A 15,511-nucleotide genomic window follows, 5' to 3' on the forward strand; every position below is an offset into this window, starting at 1 on the left:
TGGCGAGGGCACGGGCTCGCCAACCCGGACGGGCAGGAGGAGACATGACGCACCATGCGGGCGATCTCAGCAGGCGCCATGTCCTGGCCTGGACGACCAGCGCCGCGGCTGTGGCCGCCACAGCCACGGTGGCAACGGTCATGGCCGCCTGCACGGGCGGGGAGAGACCCGACTCCGATGAAGAGGCGGGCGTCGCGCGCCTCGACGTCGTCGACTCCACCGGCGCTCTGCTCGATTTCGATGGCCTGCGCGAGATCCAGTCCAACGGCGCGGGGGAGGACGGCTGGGACGACCAGCTCTTGGACCCCGATACCTTGGAGGTTCTGGTCCACGCGCCCCTGTACGAGGATGACGAGTCCAGCGCCGCAGTCGACCTGCCCGACGGTGGTGCTGCGACGCTGACGATGTCATGGCCAACCAGCCACGGCTACTCCGCCCTCCTGGCGGACATCCCCGGTCCGGGTCGCTACTCCCTGGCCGAGCTCGCCGCCCGTGCCCTGCACGAGCGTCAGCAGTCACGACTCGACGCCGTCGATTCCGTCGATTCTGCGGCATCCGCTGAGGTGCGGGCTTTGCGGGATGATGCCGCTGCCGCCTTGGCTGCATGTTCCGCGGCCTCCGACCCGGCGCAGCGCGCGGCCCGCGGGGCCGAGGCGCTGGAGGCGGCGGCCGGCGCTCAGCTCGCCCTCGACGAGGCGTGCCAGGCTCTCGCGCCGGCCGACGCGGTCATCGGCGTCACCTTCACCCAGCCGCCTGATACTGCTCAGATCTCGCAAGCCGTCGGCATCGGCGACGGACAGCGGCAGATGGCGGCCAGGATCGTTGTTGATGACGCCTCGGACCCCGCTGAGATGGATGCGTGGCGCCAAACCATCACGGCTCTGCACGCCGCCGGTGCGCTGGCCCTGGTTCAGGTCTGCGACTCCCAGACGATGACGAGTTTCAATGCCCATGCCTGGGATGAGCGAGTGGCGGCGCTGGTCGCCGGGCTGCCCGAGGCGGATGCCTGGGAGGTCGGCAACGAGCTGGGCGGATCGTGGCTCGGGGATGACGCTGTCGACAAGACTCTGCGGGCAGCTCGAGCGGTGCGCGACGATCCGGCGACGGCCGCCACCATCGTGGTGACCCTCTACTACCAACTCGGTCAGGAGTCGGCCGAGAACTCCGTTCTGACGTGGGCGCGCAATGAACTCCCCTCTGAACTGCTCGATGTCACCGACGTGCTCGGCCTGTCCGTCTACCCTCAATTGCATCCACTGGGCACGGGGGCTGACCGTGTCCTGTCCGCCCTCGCCGAGGCCTTTCCAGATCAGCGCGTGGCCCTGACCGAGCTCGGCTACGGTGCTGAGGATCTCGACTCCGGTCCCTGGTGGTTCGGCTCCCAGCAGGACACGGCCTCCGCTCGTACCGCCACCGCCCGCCATCTGACCAGTGCGGCCCTGGGGCGCGAGAGGTCGTGGGGCGCCCCCTTCTGGTGGTACTACCTTCAGGATGAGAAGCCCGGGGCGCCGGGAGGCCCTGTGGGCGACGTGCTCAGCGATGTCGCCACCGGCTCGCAGGGCCAGTAGCCCAGGGGAGGCCGGGCACGCGTCAGCGCTGAGCCAGCACGAAGGGATGCACCGCCGTCGCCCCGGCCCGCCGCAGTATCGAGGCGGCGACCGTGAGCGTCCACCCCGAGTTGGTCCAGTCGTCGACGAGGATCACCCGCGCCCCGTGGAGTCGGGCCCGGGCGTCATCCGACCACTCGTCCAGGGTCAGGGAGCGCGCCACCTCGGCGAGCCGGTGGGCGCTGCCGACGTCGTGACGGCCCGGATCGCCGCGAACTCCGATTATTCCCAAGGGCATGGCGGCGAGGTGATGGGCGAGTGCCCGACCTATGTGGCGCACGAGTCGGGGGCGGCGCCGCGACTCGATGAGAACGATGCACAGCGGTAGGCCGTCCGGCTGTGAGGACGAGTCTGCAGGGATGGTTCTGGCATCTTCGTCATTCTCTCCCGTCGTGTCCTCAATGAGGGCCGCCAGGCGTTCGGCTACCTGAAGTACCGGGGCCCGCAGTGCGTTGGGAACCTCGGCATCAGAGCCCGGCTCGATCAGCTCGCGCAGTGCCCCGGCCACGCCCAGGCCGTCCATCCTCCCCACGGCCATGCCCGTTCCGGCGCGCTCGGACTCCTTGATCCGTCCGCGTAGAGCGGGCAGTCCGAGTCTGTCCATCCCGGTGGGCCACTGCCGGCGGGGTGTCAGGGCGACCCCCACCTGGGACAGTGAGGCGCGGGCCGCTCTCAATTCCTCCTCCTGCGGCTCTCGGGCCAATGTGAGACCGCCGCACAGGTCGCACGCCCCGCAGCGCCAGCCTGCGCGCATCGTCGGGTCGTCGAGGGCCGAGCGCAGGAAGGCCATCCGGCACTCGGGCGCCTCCAGCGACTCATAGCGGAGCATCGCCTCCTGCTCGTGGACTCGAGCGGCCTCGACGCGCGCGTACCGCTCGGCATCGTAGACCCAGGGCCGGCCAGTGGACGTCCAGCCTCCCCGCACCCGCCGCACCGCGCCGTCGACGTCCAGGACCTTGAGCATGGACTCCAGTCGTGTGCGGCGCAGACTCGTGACGGTCTCCAGCACATTCGTGCTCAACGATCCCCCGCCCTCCTCGGCGGCGTCATCGAGAGCCGCCAGGACCTCACGGACCGCGGGCTCGGGCGGGAATCCCTGAGCACCGAACCAGTCCCAGATGGAGCGGTCCTCGGCTCCCGGCAGTAGCACCACCTCGGCGCGATCGACGCCCCGACCGGCTCGTCCGACCTGCTGGTAGTAGGACACCGGTGAGCTCGGCGCCCCCATATGGACCACGAATGCCAAGTCGGGCTTGTCGAAACCCATGCCCAGGGCCGAGGTCGCCACAAGCGCCTTGACTCGGTTCTCCTTGAGGTCCTCCTCAAGGCGCTCCCGTTCCGCCGCGTCGGTCTGCCCGGTGTAGACGGCCGCTTTCACACCCGCGTCGCGTAGACGTTCGCTCACCTCCCCGGCTGCTGAGACCGTCAGGCAGTACACGATTCCCGAACCGGGAGCGTCGCGAAGATATGCGGTCAGCCATGCCAGGCGCGACGCGGCATCGGGCAGGCGGCGCACGCCCAGGTGAAGGGAGTCCCGCTCCAAGGACCCTCTCATGACGAGGACCTGTGCGTCCGGGGGCTCCGATGCGTTACCGGCGAGCTGCTCGGCGACGTCGGCCGTGACACGGGCGTTGGCCGTCGCCGTGGTGGCCAGGACCGGCGTGCGCGGGGGCAGATCCGCCAGCAGGGTGCGGATCCGCCGATAGTCGGGACGGAAATCATGGCCCCAGTCCGATATGCAGTGCGCTTCGTCGATGACCACCAGGCCGGCGTCAGCGGCCAGGTGGGGGAGGACCTCGTCCCGGAAGGCCGGGTTGTTGAGCCGTTCGGGGGACACCAGTAGGACGTCGACGGCGCCGTCGCGAACCTGGGCCTCGATCTCCTGCCACTGCGCGGCGTTGGCGGAGTTTATGGTGACGGCATTGATGCCCGCGCGGCGGGCGGCTGAGACCTGGTCGCGCATGAGGGCCAGCAGCGGGGAGATGATGACCGTCGGTCCGGATGCGGGGCCGGGCTGCCTGGCGGGCGGCGGAGTGGGCGGTGCCCATGCGCCTCCCGCAGCACCTTCGGCGCTGTGCGCCCCGGCACCTGAGTCGAACCGCTCGGGTCCCCAGCCCTCGCGCAGCAGGACTGTCGCCACGAAGTAGACGGCAGACTTCCCCCAACCGGTGCGCTGGACCACCAGGGCTCGACGGCGCTGGACCACCAGGGCGCGGATGGCTCGCCACTGGTCCTCCCGCAGGTGGGCATCGCTGCGCCCGACGAGCTCGCGCAGGACCGCCTCGGCGCGCTCGCGGAGCGGAGAAGCGGAGGACATCTCGAGGGGGTCGTCGATTTCGTCGATGCCGTTGATGTCATCAGGGGGAGTGTCGGCGGCGGGCGGGCTCATGCGACCACGCTAACCCGGGCCTGTGACGCTTTCAGCGCGCCGATAAGAAGTGGCCCATTTCATACAGGTACCGTGTGGAGATGATTGACTTTATTTGGAAGGCGCCTGTAGTTTCGGGGCGTCAGAAATCAACAGGTGCCTGTCTATTGGGTGCCTCTGGACACCAGGAGATTCTCATGAACACCACACGTACAGGACTTCACGAGCGGCTACGCCGCCTTCATCGGCTCATGCGTCGTCGTCACGTCGCCACCCATGCCCATGCCGGCCCCTTGGCCGACACCACTCGCGGACGCGGCCGGGTGCTCGCCGCCCTGAAGATGCAGAGCCCCATCCCCACTCGCGAGCTCGCCTACCTCCTCGACATCCGCCAGCAGTCCCTCAACGAGCTGCTCAAGAAGCTCCAGGCCGACGGGCTCATCGAGCGCGCCCCTTCCGAGACCGACCGGCGCATCATGATGGTTGCCCTGACCGAGGCCGGCCGAGCCGTCGAGATCGGTCGGGAGGACGCCGACTACCTCGACGCCTTGACCGACGAGGAGGTCGAGACCCTGGTCGGGCTCCTCGATAAGCTCATCAATGCGCTGGAGGCAGAGCTCGGGGTCGACGGCGATGATGACCTGTTCGACTGGATGGCCGAGGCTCGACGCCGCATGGGTGACGAGCCCTTCGAAGCCATGATGCGCATGCGCGAGCAGGGCTTCGGGTCCGGCCCCTTCGGTGGAGGCCGGGGGCGGGGCGGCCGCGGTGAGCACAGTGGTCGCGGCGGCCGCAGTGGTCGCAGTGGGCACGGCGGCCCCGGCGGACATGACAGACGCGGCGGTCGTCGCGGGCCTTGGTCCGATGACTTCGGCCCCGGCTTCCCCGGTGATGACGCCCCGGAGCCTGAGGGGCGACGATTCCGGCGCCATCGCGGCGGAGCCGCTCCGTCTGAGGGTGAGGCATTCCCGGGTCGCTCCCGCGGAGGCCGGAGGTGCTGAATCCGTTGCCCGCAGACTCATCGAGTCCTGGTTCAGTTGTGAACCAGGACTCGATGCTTGATCCCCCCCGGATCTCCCCGGATCAGATCCAGTCGTTCTTCCGCATGAGCGCATACACGGCGACCGCGGGAACGACCACCAGGATTACTGCGGATATCAGCCCGGAGTTCTCGCCGACCCCCGGGTAGGGCACATTGATACCGAACCATCCGGTGACGAGCGTGGGCACGGAGATGACCGCCGCCCAGCCGGCCAGCTTCTTCATCACATTGTTGAGCCGCTGGTCTTGCAGCGACAGGTGGGTCTCGAAGACGCTGGTGATCATGTCGCGCAGCGACTCCGTCCACTCCGTCGCCCGCAGGACGTGATCGTTGAGGTCGGCGTAGAACGGATCCAGCTCGCTCAGCGAGTCCTCGCGATGTCGCCACAGCACGTTGACGACCTCCCTCATCGGTCGGACCGCGTGACGCAGGGTGACGAGTTTGGTGCGTACGTCATAGGCGGTGCGCTGGAACTCCGTGGAGCGCGAATCCGGTGAGAACAACTCGTCCTCCAGGGCCTCGATGGCGTCGTCGAGCTCCTGCACAGTAGTGAGGTAACCGTCCACGACGAGATCCAGTACTGCGTGCACGATGGCGGGGGAGCCCAGTCGCAGGAACTCCCGGTTGGAATTGATGCGCCGCGTGAGCGTGGAGGTGTCGATGCGGTCGGAGGCCCGGATCGTCACGAGCCCTCCGGGGAAGGAGAATCCCGCGATCTTGCTCAGCTGATCCTCCTCATCCCCCTCGGTGGAGGCGAAGCCGGGCAGTGTCGCATAGGTGATGAAGAAGATGTATCCCTCGTGCTGAGCTGCTTTGGCGCGCTCGTGCGGTGCGACCGCATCCTCCACTGCGTTGGGGTCGAGGTCCAGCTCGGAGGCCAGGAGCTCCAGCTCGTCGCGCGTAGGGCTCACCAGATCGGCCCACACGAGTAGCTCCGGCGAGGCGATGGCCGCGCTCAGGCCCTCCAGCTCCGCGGGGGCCTCGTCAGTGGGGCGGCCATCGCGCCAGGCCAGGGCTCGGAAGGTCATGGGCCAATCCTGCCACTCCTGCTGCTGTACGGTTCGTCGCCGCATCGGGGCGGCCGACTGTCGACGCGCCTTGGCCTGACAATCCTCTAGAGCAAGACCTTCACTGGTGGACGCACATCATTTCAGGACCGATCTCGAGCCGGAAGTGAACCGATCTCGAGGCGGAATACGACCGATCTCGGCGATGGGGGCGGTGTCCGTCCAGGGATCGTTCGCGCCGGGGCTCGCGCACTCGCGGAATCGTAGGCTTGCCTCCATGGATCTCCTCATGATCGCCGTGCTGGGCGTGCTGGGTATCGCGGCCGCATCGCAGTTGAGCCATCGCATCGGCGTCGCCCCGGCCCTCATCCTGCTGGCCGCCGGTATCGGCGTCGGCTTCCTGCCCTTCGTCCCGGCCGTCGAGTTGGAGCCCGGGGTGGTCCTCGAGGGCATCCTGCCGCCGCTGCTGTTCTCCACCGCAGTGAGCATCTCCACCATCAATTTCCGTCGGGAGATCGCCTCGGTCGCCATCCTGGCCGTCCTCCTCGTGGCCCTGTCCGCCGGGGCCATCGGATTCGCCCTGACCCTTCTGGTGCCCGGCCTGTCCTTGGCCTGGGCCGTGGCCATGGGCGCCATCCTGAGCCCCACCGACGCCGTGGCCATCTCCATCGCCCGGCGCCTTGGAGTCTCACAGCGCATCATCACCGTCCTGGAGGGGGAAGGGCTCCTCAATGACGCCACCGCTCTGGTGGTCCTCTCCTCCGCCGTCACCGCGGCCACCTCGGGCAACGTGAGCGTGGGCGGGGTCCTGGGCGGATTCGCGCTGGCCGTCCTCGTGGCTCTCGGGGTCGGCGTGGTGGTGGGCGAGACCAGCCTGCACGTGCGCTCGCGCATCACCGACCCCACGGTGGACACGGTGGTCTCCTTCACCGTCCCCTTCCTCGCCGCCATCCCCGCTGAGCACATGCATGGCTCGGGCCTGGTGGCGGCCGTCGTCGCCGGGCTCATCACCGGGCACCGGGGCCCGCGCATGCTCCCGCCCGCTCACCGAGTGGCGGCCCGCACCAACTGGCACACCGTGGAGCTCACCCTGGAAGGCCTCATCTTCCTGGTGATGGGCCTGGAGTTCTTCGGCATCGTGGAGGAAGTCGACTCCGCCGACCTCGGCCTGTGGCGCGCCGGGGAGGTCGCGGTCATCGCCGGGTTCCTCACCGTCGTCATCCGCGCCATCGTCGTGGCCCCCATGCTGACGTTCCTGCGGCGCCGCACCGCCCGCCGGACCAGGCTCTGGGAGGAGAACCAGGAGGCCATCCACCAGTTCCAGGACCGCTGCTCGGCCATTATGCGCGGCAAGGCCGAGATGCCCCACGTTCCGTGGGACCGGCGCCGCTTCTCCAGAGTCCAGGGCAAACTCAAGCGCGAGCCCAGTCGGGAGCGCATGGTCCGCCGCGCGCGCATGCTCTCCACCCGCGTGCGCCGCCGGGGCGCCGACCTGGAGTACTTCGCGGCCGAGCCCCTGCGCGCCCGCGAGGGTGTCATCATCGTGTGGGCGGGCATGCGCGGCGCCGTCACCCTGGCCGCCGCCCAGACCCTGCCCACCACCGCCCCTCACCGGCCGTTCCTCCTGCTGGTCGCCATGCTGGTGGCCGCCGGGTCCCTGACCATCCAGGGGCTCACCCTGTCTGCTCTGGTGCGCCTGGCCAAGCCGGCCATGGCGGGGCGGGCCGACGACGAGGAGAAGGCCGCCGTCATCTCCCTCCTCGTCGACGCCGCCAAGGATGTTGTGGTGAGCATGGAAGGCCACGATGGCGCCCAGTCCGCGGAGCCCCACCCAGTCGATGCCCCAGTGCCCGCCGACTCCGGCCAGTCGGCGCTGCAGGCGCCCGTTGATGGTCTGGAACAGGATCGGGCCGGCGGAGTCTGGCCGGGCGAGAATCGGGCGACGGAGAACTCGGAGGGGGCGGAGAACGCGGCCGTCTCCAGGTTCCTGCGGCGCCAGGGCACTGATCTGGTGCTTTCGACAACACGGGTCGCCAGAGCCTGGACCGACCCCACCTGGCGTCATGAGGACCTCGCCATGCTGCGGGACAAGACCCTGGACATCATCCGTGCCCAGCGCGAGGCGCTCCTGGACGCCGGTGACGACGGACTTTACTCGGCCGCCTCCCTGGAGTACGCCCTGGGCCGCCTGGACATGCAGGAGATCATGCTGACCTCCGATCCTCACTGAACCGCAGAGCCGCGCCCGCAGTTTCGGCCTCGGAACAGGGCTGGATCGGCAAACGTGTCCAAAACGGAGGAGATTAACTTGGGGCGCCGGAGCAAGCGGATCCGAATCCCCAGGCCGGAGAACGGTTTCCTCCGGACATCGAGCCTGAGGGCCCGCTGATCTCCTCCGTTTTGGACACGTCTTCCCGGTGAAAGCGCTGCATGAGCATCTCCGGCCGCTCCGCCTCGTAGACTTGCGGGCGTGAGTATCTCGCTACCCCTGCGCCCCGGCCTTGAGGGCGAGACGCCCTACGGAGCACCTGAACTCGACGTGCCTGTACGGCTCAACGTCAACGAGAACCCCTACCCGCCCTCGCCCGCGGTCATCGAGTCCATCGCCACTGCTGTGGCCCAGGCCGCCACCGGCCTGAACCGCTACCCCGAGCGCGACTTCCCGGACCTGCGCGCCGCCCTGGCCGACTACCTGGCCGCCGAGTCCGGTGTGCGGCTGGACCCCACGCGGATCTGGGCCGCCAACGGCTCCAACGAGGTCATGCTCCACATCCTCCAGGCCTTCGGCGGCCCGGGGCGCACCTGCCTGACCTTCACCCCCACGTACTCCATGTACCCCGAGTACGCCCGGGACACCCTCACCGAGTACGCCACCCGTCCCCGCCGCGCGGACTTCACGATCGATGCCGAGGGGGCCGCAGCCGCGATCAAGGAGGTGCACCCGGCCGTCGTCATCCTGGCCAGCCCCAACAACCCTACGGGCACCGCGCTGCCCCTGGCCGACATCCAGTCCATCCTCGACGCCGCCCGCGGCAACGGCCCGATTATCCCTGTGGGAACGGGCAGCGGTGGCGACGGTCGGCCCGGCCGGGCCGACTGCGTCGTGGTCATCGACGAGGCCTACGCCGAGTTCCGCCGTCCCGGCGTACCCAGCGCGCTGGAGCTGCTCGCGGATGGTACCAACCCCCACCTGGCCGTGACCCGAACCATGTCCAAGGCCTTCGGCGCCGCCGGGCTGCGCCTGGGCTACCTGGCCGCGTCCCGCGAGCTTGTCGACGCCCTGCGCGTGGTGCGCCTGCCCTACCACCTCTCGGCCATCACCCAGGCCGCCGCCCTGGCCGCTCTGTCCCACCGCGAGGAGCTCATGGCGCAGGTCGCCGGCCTGCGCGAGGAGCGCGATGTCCTGGTGGACTGGCTGCGCGCCCAGGGGCTCACCGCGTACGACTCCGACGCCAACTTCGTCCTCTTCGGCCCCTTCGCCGACCGCGACGCTATCTGGGAGCAGCTGGTGGCGGCGGGAGTCCTCATCCGGGTGGTCGGCCCCGAGGGCTACCTGCGCGCCAGCATCGGCACGCCTCAGGAGATGGACCGCCTGCGCGCCGAACTGCTGCGCGCCATGCGATTCGGGTGATGAGCGCCAGGCCGACGGCGCCCAACCGGTGCCCGCCCCGGTGGCTCAGCAGCGGGTCTTACGAGCGGCTATCGGCCTCCGGCTCATGCCCCGAACCGTTCGGCAGTCTTCGACGTGCCTCCGGCGGCCCCGGTCCCCGGTAGGCTCGGTACCGGCAGCGCTTGGAGCGCGCCGACCGGCCGCTGCCCGTATGGCCCAGCAGGTGCACTCCAACGCCCCGATCGGCCCGCGCGCCGACCGGCCGGATCATCACCCCACCCGTCTCCAGGAAGCCGACATGAGCCGCACCGCGCGCATCGAGCGCACCACGAGCGAATCCAGCGTTGTCGTCGAGATCGATCTCGACGGCGCCGGCGCCACGGACATCTCCACCACCGTGCCCTTCTACGACCACATGCTCACCGCTCTGGGCAAGCACTCGCTGATCGACCTGACGGTGCGCGCTACCGGCGACACCCACATCGACGTCCACCACACCGTGGAGGACACCGCCATCTGCATCGGCGAGGCCCTGCGCATCGCCCTGGGGGACAAGCGCGGCATCCGCCGTTTCGGCGAGGCCACCGTCCCCCTGGACGAGGCCCTGGCGCAGGCGGTCGTGGACGTCTCCGGGCGCCCCTACCTGGTCCACACCGGGGAGTCCGAGGCCTTCGCCCACCATCTCATCGGCGGACACTTCACCGGATCCATGGTCCGCCACGTCCTGGAGGCCATCGCCTACCATGCGGGCATCTGCCTGCACGTGCGCGTCATCTCCGGGCGCGACCCCCACCACATCGCCGAGGCCGAGTTCAAGGCCCTCGCCCGGGCACTGCGCACTGCCGTCGAATCCGACCCGCGCGTTGACGGAATCCCCTCGACCAAGGGAGCACTGTGATGCACGACTCCAATACCACTCCCGGACACGAACCCGACGATCGTGATCGGCCCGAAGCTGATCACGACTCTGCCGATGGCATCGGCACCGATGCGGCCGGTACCGGCGGGGCTGCGCCCCAGCATGACATTGATGCCGAGTTCGCCGCGATGATGGAGGGCCTGGCACTGCCGAGCGAGATGCAGGCGGACTTGGAGTCCATGGATTCACTGGATTCACTGGACTCGCTGGAATCCCTGGAGTCGCTCGACGAGCCCGGGCCGTCGGTCGTCTCCGTGGATGACGTGCCCCATAACACCTACACGGCTCCGAAAGAGCCGCTGACCGGTGGCGGGCAGTCGGATCAGCGGATCGATCGGGACGGCCCGGACTCGGATCAGGGCGCTGATGCTGAGTCCCCTGCGTCTTCTGCATCCCCTGCAACATCCCCTTCAACTGCATCGGACGCCGGACCGGCAGAGCCCGCATCGTCCGCACCTCCGCGGGCGGTGAAGGTCGCCGTCGTGCTCACGCCCCTGGCGAGCGCTGACGCACTGGCCGCCATGTGCGCCATGAGCGACCTGGAATGCACCGTCGTACCCGCGCGCTCCGGGGCCTTCGCGGTCAAGGAGTTCGTGTCCGCCCACGCCGAGTGGGATGTCTCCGAGTTGCTCGGAGGAGCGGACACCGAGCCCGCCGAAGCGGCTGATCTCGCCTCGGCCCTCTCGCGTCTCAGCCGTGCGGGCGTCGTGCTGCTGACAGCGGATCTGGCCACTGACGTCGGCATCGAGTCCGGCCTGTCCGGCACCATCACCGCCCGCCGGTATGTGGATGGCAAGGCCGGCGAGGACGCCGCTGCGGGACTGCTGCTGGCCTCGGTGGACCAGGAGGTCGAAGATGTCCTGCTGGGCATCGCTAGCGCTGATGGCATCGAAGGTGCGCTGAAGTCCTCCGAGGTCAAGACCTCCAGGGCCATGCGATGGCTCGCGCGCGGGCTGCGCCGCCCTCGCGGTGGCAAGAGCTGAATTCCTCTCAGGCTGCTTCTGCCATTTCTCGTTCCTGCCATGTCCATCATCGTCTGTCATGTCTGTCGTCGTCTGTGATAACCGGTGCGGGAGCGCTATCGCCGGATCAGGGGACTCGCTTGAATCGACTTGCGAGACAAGCGCGGCGCGAGGGCCGTTCCCCGGTATTGTGAGCGCATGAACCAGCCCAGCGTCGTCGTCCTGTCCTACGGCAGCGGCAACGTCCATTCCGCTGTGCGCGCCCTGGAACGGGTGGGAGCCGCCGTCGAGCTGACCGCCGACCGGGCCGCTGTCGAGGCCGCCGACGGGCTCGTGGTTCCCGGTGTCGGGGCTTTCGGCGCCGTCATGGACCAGTTGCGGGCCGTCGACGCTCCGCGACTCATTGAACGCCGGTTGGCCGGGGGCAGGCCCGTGCTCGGCATCTGCGTGGGCATGCAGGTGATGTTCGAGTCCTCCACCGAGCACGCTGCGGGGCGGAGCGATGACGTTCTCCCCGCGGGGCTCGCCCAATGGCCCGGGACCGTGGCACGGCTGCAGGCCGATGTGGTTCCCCATATGGGATGGAGCGAGGTCCGCCCGCCGCATGACACCGTGCTCCTGGACGGCGTAGCCGACCAGCGCTTCTACTTCGTCCATTCCTATGCCGCCAAGACCGACCCGGCAGCACTGCTGGAACCCGGACGCACGCGGCTCCCAGCAACCACCTGGGCCACCCATGGTGAGGATTTCGTGGCCGCCATCGAGAACGGCCCCCTGTCCGCGACTCAGTTCCATCCCGAGAAATCCGGCGATGCCGGAGCCCAACTGCTCCGCAACTGGCTGTCCACCCTGTAACCGCCCTGTCACCACACTCTGCAACCAGGCGCCCAGCAGCACCGCGGCTGCGGCCATCGCACCACCGAAGGGACCCACTATGCTCACTCTCCTGCCGGCCATCGATGTCTCCGACGGCAAGGCCGTCCGCCTGCTCAAAGGAGAGGCTGGTAGCGAGAGCGACTACGGCAGCCCCGTTGACGCCGCCCGCGACTGGGTCGAGGCCGGCGCCGAGTGGATCCACCTCGTGGACCTCGATGCCGCCTTCGGCCGTGGGTCCAACGCTCCGCTGCTGGCCCGCATCGTGGGCGAGGTCGGCATCAAGGTCGAACTGTCCGGAGGAATCCGCGACGACGCCTCGTTGCGGCGCGCTCTGAACGTCGGGGCCGCTCGGGTCAACCTGGGCACCGCCGCCCTGGAGAACCCCGAATGGACCGAGCGCGTCATCGCCGAGTACGGCGAAAGGATCGCCGTGGGCCTCGACGTGCGCGGCACTACTCTGGCGGCCCGCGGATGGACCAAGGAGGGCGGCGACCTGTGGGAGACGCTGGCGCGCCTCGACGCCGCCGGTTGCGCCCGCTATGTCGTCACCGACGTCACCAAGGACGGCACTCTGACCGGCCCCAACACCGAGCTCCTGCGCCAGGTCTGCGCCCGTACGAGTGCCCCCGTGGTCGCCTCCGGAGGCATTGCTCAGCTCGATGACCTGCGTGTGCTGGTCCGGCTCGTGCCCGAGGGCATTGAGGGCGCGATCGTGGGCAAGGCGCTGTACAACGGCAACTTCACGCTTCCGGAGGCGCTCGCGGTGGCCAGCGGTGAAGAGGGGGATCGCATGCCCCGCTGATCGCGGATCGCCTCAGCCCTGACGGCGCTTCCAGTGCTTGACCACGGCTCGCAGCGCCGTGGCGAAGACGATCCCGGTGGTGATCAGGTAGGGGCCGTAGTGCTGGCGGGTGATCGGTCCCAACGGCTTCGCCAGGGCCGATACGACGGCGGTGGATCCGGCCATTCGGGCGGCGCGCTCCCCGGCGGCGTGGGCCAGTACCGAGGGCAGGGGCAGGTCGCGGCGCCCCGACTCGGCGGCGAAGAGCTTGACCGGGATGCCGGTGAGCGCTTGCTTCCAGTAGCCGACCGGCCCCCGGCTCAGGTAGCGGGAGGCGGCCGCCTCCATGGACGGCGTCGTCCAGGGCGCCGGCGGGCGGTGACCGGCGCGGGTGAGCAGGTGGGTCACGGCCACGCCGGTGACCGATCCGGCCACTACGAATGCGGATCGGCGCCACATGCGTTCAGGGTGGGTCAGTCCCAGCCAGACTTGGCTCATCTCCGCCATGATCGGGAAGGAGATCGCCTCGGCCAGTCCCCAGGCGAACATGACGGCGTCACCCCGGTGCCCTTCCATGGCCGTGCGCAGCACGGTGTGGATGTCGGAGACGGGGTAGGGCCTGCGGGGTCGCTTGAGCATGTCCATGATCTGTGCGCGGGCCTGCTCGCTGACGGATTCCACATCGTCGCAAGGAGCGATCGGACGACCTACTCGCACCTCCACCGGGGAATAGCTTGGCAGGCCTCTCTTCTTGGGCATCATCTCCCGGGTGCCCACGAGAGCCACTGGTAGGACCGGGATGCCGAAGTCCCGGGCCAGGCGGGCGGCACCCGAGTGGAAGCGTCCGATCCGACCGTCCCGGCTGCGGGTGCCCTCGGGGAAGATGAGGACGCTCATGGACTCGGCCACCCGGTGCGCCAGTGCTCCGCGCAGCTCCTCGTATGCACCCTCGCCGTCGCGCCGCACCGGATAGGCGCCCAGCAGGCCTCGTGCCACGGCGCGCCGTGAGCGCCGGGTGAACCAGTAGTCCTGAGCGGCCACGGTCACCACCCGCATGAGGGTGGGGGAGGCGCTCATCATGGCGATCGTGTCCGCGTGCGAGCCGTGGTTGGCGACGACGACGTAGGGGCCGTCGGCCTCGAACTCGCCCTCGACGTGAACGCCCCCGAACGGAGCGATGACCGCGGACCAGAACCTCTGGCGCAGCACCGCCCGCCAGGTCACCTTCTGGGGGGTGCGCACGATCGAGCGCAGTCGTCGCCCGGCGGAGGCGATGTCGGCCGACCCGGGCAGTGGCGGCAGCGATGGCAGCGCGGGCAGTGGCGGCATGACGGCGGGCCTTTCCGTACGGGGTGGTGTCGGGCGTGAAAGGCAGAGCCTATCCAAGGTCTCCCAGGACGGCGGCCAGCGGCAGCACCAGGAGGAGGGAGTCGACGCGGTCCAGTAGGCCGCCGAATCCGGGCAGCCAGGAGCCGGCGTCCTTGACTCCGGCAGTGCGTTTGACCAGGGACTCCAGCAGGTCGCCGAGCACGCCTCCCAGGCCGACGGCGATCACCAGCCCGGGCGTGATCCTTCCCAGGAGGGTGAGGATGAGAGCCGCCCCCAGCACCGCGCCGACCAGTCCGCCGAGCGTTTTGTTCGGGGACAACGGTGATAGGGGACGGCGGGCCCATGCAGCCCATGGCATGCGGCGCAGGAAGGTGCCCCCGGTCCAGGCCGCCACGTCCGCGGCGGCTGCCGCGAAGGCGATGAGAAAGGCGTCCTGCCACAGGACCACCAGGTGGGCCAGGGACCAGGGGATCCACACCGAGGCGAAGCCGGCTACCGTTGCCCGCCTCATCCCGCCCTCGACATCCCCGGCCAGGACTGCGGGCACGGCGCACACCAGCACCATGAGGGGTGCGATGCCCAGCACCCCGGGGCGCAGCCAGGCCATCAGGGGATAGGCGACGGACAGGATGGCCAGGAGCGCGGTCTCGGCTCGTGGCAGGTGCGTGAGCCGGGCCAGTTCCCGCACCGCTTGGAGGCCCAGGAGCGCGGCCAGCAGTGCTGTTGTCGCCCGGCCCATCCAGATCGGAATGCCCACGGCCGGAATGATGATGGCCCAGGTGACCCAGCGGCGACGCAGCTCCGCCTTCCCGGACAGGGCCACGCCGATGCCTGCCAGGAGCAGAATGGTCACAGCCGCCGCGGCCAGGAACACGGCTCGGCCGGTGAGCACCCAGCCGACTCCGGGCACGGTGATGGTCCAGGAGCGGTCCCATCCCAGGAACCAGTCCAAGAATCCTCCCCGCGCGCCGGCAATGCCCACGAGACCCGCTGCGCTCATGATCGCGGCG

At 69.4% G+C, this 15,511-nt stretch carries 12 protein-coding genes; 8 read left to right on the plus strand and 4 right to left on the minus strand.

Annotated features, from left to right (window positions below; genetic code table 11):
- The first annotated feature begins 44 nt into the window (after positions 1-44).
- Positions 45-1,568 carry a hypothetical protein gene (locus W5W_RS0108180; RefSeq protein ID WP_017195060.1) on the plus strand — a complete coding sequence of 508 codons (1,524 nt, stop codon included), beginning with the start codon at positions 45-47 and terminating at the stop codon, positions 1,566-1,568.
- Between the two features lie 22 nt (positions 1,569-1,590).
- Here W5W_RS0108180 and W5W_RS0108185 read toward each other — a convergent pair whose 3' ends face one another.
- Positions 1,591-3,996, minus strand: a complete 2,406-nt coding sequence (locus W5W_RS0108185; RefSeq protein ID WP_008731532.1) for a RecQ family ATP-dependent DNA helicase — start codon at positions 3,994-3,996, stop codon at positions 1,591-1,593.
- Positions 3,997-4,172: 176 nt separating this feature from the next.
- On the opposite strand from W5W_RS0108185, the gene W5W_RS0108190 reads away from it, so the two are divergent.
- Positions 4,173-4,976: a MarR family winged helix-turn-helix transcriptional regulator gene (locus W5W_RS0108190; RefSeq protein ID WP_017195061.1), complete on the plus strand. Its 804-nt coding sequence runs from the start codon at positions 4,173-4,175 to the stop codon at positions 4,974-4,976.
- 82 nt (positions 4,977-5,058) lie between these two features.
- Here the strand turns inward: W5W_RS0108190 and W5W_RS0108195 are convergent, their stop codons facing one another.
- On the minus strand, positions 5,059-6,045 hold the full coding sequence (locus W5W_RS0108195) for a magnesium transporter CorA family protein (protein WP_017195062.1): 987 nt from the start codon (positions 6,043-6,045) through the stop codon (positions 5,059-5,061).
- Positions 6,046-6,301: 256 nt separating this feature from the next.
- Between W5W_RS0108195 and W5W_RS0108200 the strand changes: the two genes are divergently transcribed.
- From W5W_RS0108200 to priA, 6 genes are all read left to right on the plus strand, one after another.
- Positions 6,302-8,254: a cation:proton antiporter gene (locus W5W_RS0108200; protein ID WP_017195063.1), complete on the plus strand. Its 1,953-nt coding sequence runs from the start codon at positions 6,302-6,304 to the stop codon at positions 8,252-8,254.
- Between the two features lie 240 nt (positions 8,255-8,494).
- On the plus strand, positions 8,495-9,655 hold the full coding sequence (locus W5W_RS0108205) for a histidinol-phosphate transaminase (protein WP_017195064.1): 1,161 nt from the start codon (positions 8,495-8,497) through the stop codon (positions 9,653-9,655).
- A gap of 277 nt (positions 9,656-9,932) precedes the next feature.
- Positions 9,933-10,532, plus strand: coding sequence for an imidazoleglycerol-phosphate dehydratase HisB (gene hisB / locus W5W_RS0108210; RefSeq protein WP_008731584.1), 600 nt, complete (start codon positions 9,933-9,935; stop codon positions 10,530-10,532).
- A complete protein-coding gene (locus W5W_RS0108215) occupies positions 10,532-11,536 on the plus strand; it encodes a hypothetical protein (RefSeq protein WP_017195066.1) in 1,005 nt (334 codons plus the stop codon). The genes hisB and W5W_RS0108215 overlap by 1 nt, the downstream gene beginning before the upstream one ends.
- A gap of 177 nt (positions 11,537-11,713) precedes the next feature.
- The gene (hisH, locus tag W5W_RS0108220; RefSeq protein WP_017195067.1) at positions 11,714-12,370 is read left to right on the plus strand and encodes an imidazole glycerol phosphate synthase subunit HisH; all 657 of its coding nucleotides are present in this window, start codon (positions 11,714-11,716) and stop codon (positions 12,368-12,370) included.
- Between the two features lie 79 nt (positions 12,371-12,449).
- The gene (priA, locus tag W5W_RS0108225; RefSeq protein WP_017195068.1) at positions 12,450-13,193 is read left to right on the plus strand and encodes a bifunctional 1-(5-phosphoribosyl)-5-((5-phosphoribosylamino)methylideneamino)imidazole-4-carboxamide isomerase/phosphoribosylanthranilate isomerase PriA; all 744 of its coding nucleotides are present in this window, start codon (positions 12,450-12,452) and stop codon (positions 13,191-13,193) included.
- A gap of 12 nt (positions 13,194-13,205) precedes the next feature.
- Here the strand turns inward: priA and W5W_RS0108230 are convergent, their stop codons facing one another.
- Both W5W_RS0108230 and W5W_RS0108235 read right to left on the minus strand, forming a co-directional pair.
- On the minus strand, positions 13,206-14,501 hold the full coding sequence (locus W5W_RS0108230; protein ID WP_017195069.1) for a lysophospholipid acyltransferase family protein: 1,296 nt from the start codon (positions 14,499-14,501) through the stop codon (positions 13,206-13,208).
- A gap of 49 nt (positions 14,502-14,550) precedes the next feature.
- The gene (locus tag W5W_RS0108235; RefSeq protein WP_034498728.1) at positions 14,551-15,501 is read right to left on the minus strand and encodes a phosphatidate cytidylyltransferase; all 951 of its coding nucleotides are present in this window, start codon (positions 15,499-15,501) and stop codon (positions 14,551-14,553) included.
- Positions 15,502-15,511: the final 10 nt, after the last annotated feature.

Source organism: Actinomyces massiliensis 4401292, from assembly GCF_000269805.1.
Lineage (GTDB): Bacteria > Actinomycetota > Actinomycetes > Actinomycetales > Actinomycetaceae > Actinomyces > Actinomyces massiliensis.

Coding starts and splice junctions, on each gene's coding strand:
- W5W_RS0108180 (WP_017195060.1), top strand. CDS start 45: ATGACGCACCATGCGGGCGATCTCAGCAGGCGCCATGTCCTGGCCTGG.
- W5W_RS0108185 (WP_008731532.1), bottom strand. CDS start 3,996: ATGAGCCCGCCCGCCGCCGACACTCCCCCTGATGACATCAACGGCATC.
- W5W_RS0108190 (WP_017195061.1), top strand. CDS start 4,173: ATGAACACCACACGTACAGGACTTCACGAGCGGCTACGCCGCCTTCAT.
- W5W_RS0108195 (WP_017195062.1), bottom strand. CDS start 6,045: ATGACCTTCCGAGCCCTGGCCTGGCGCGATGGCCGCCCCACTGACGAG.
- W5W_RS0108200 (WP_017195063.1), top strand. CDS start 6,302: ATGGATCTCCTCATGATCGCCGTGCTGGGCGTGCTGGGTATCGCGGCC.
- hisB (WP_008731584.1), top strand. CDS start 9,933: ATGAGCCGCACCGCGCGCATCGAGCGCACCACGAGCGAATCCAGCGTT.
- W5W_RS0108215 (WP_017195066.1), top strand. CDS start 10,532: ATGCACGACTCCAATACCACTCCCGGACACGAACCCGACGATCGTGAT.
- hisH (WP_017195067.1), top strand. CDS start 11,714: ATGAACCAGCCCAGCGTCGTCGTCCTGTCCTACGGCAGCGGCAACGTC.
- priA (WP_017195068.1), top strand. CDS start 12,450: ATGCTCACTCTCCTGCCGGCCATCGATGTCTCCGACGGCAAGGCCGTC.
- W5W_RS0108230 (WP_017195069.1), bottom strand. CDS start 14,501: ATGCCGCCACTGCCCGCGCTGCCATCGCTGCCGCCACTGCCCGGGTCG.
- W5W_RS0108235 (WP_034498728.1), bottom strand. CDS start 15,501: ATGAGCGCAGCGGGTCTCGTGGGCATTGCCGGCGCGCGGGGAGGATTC.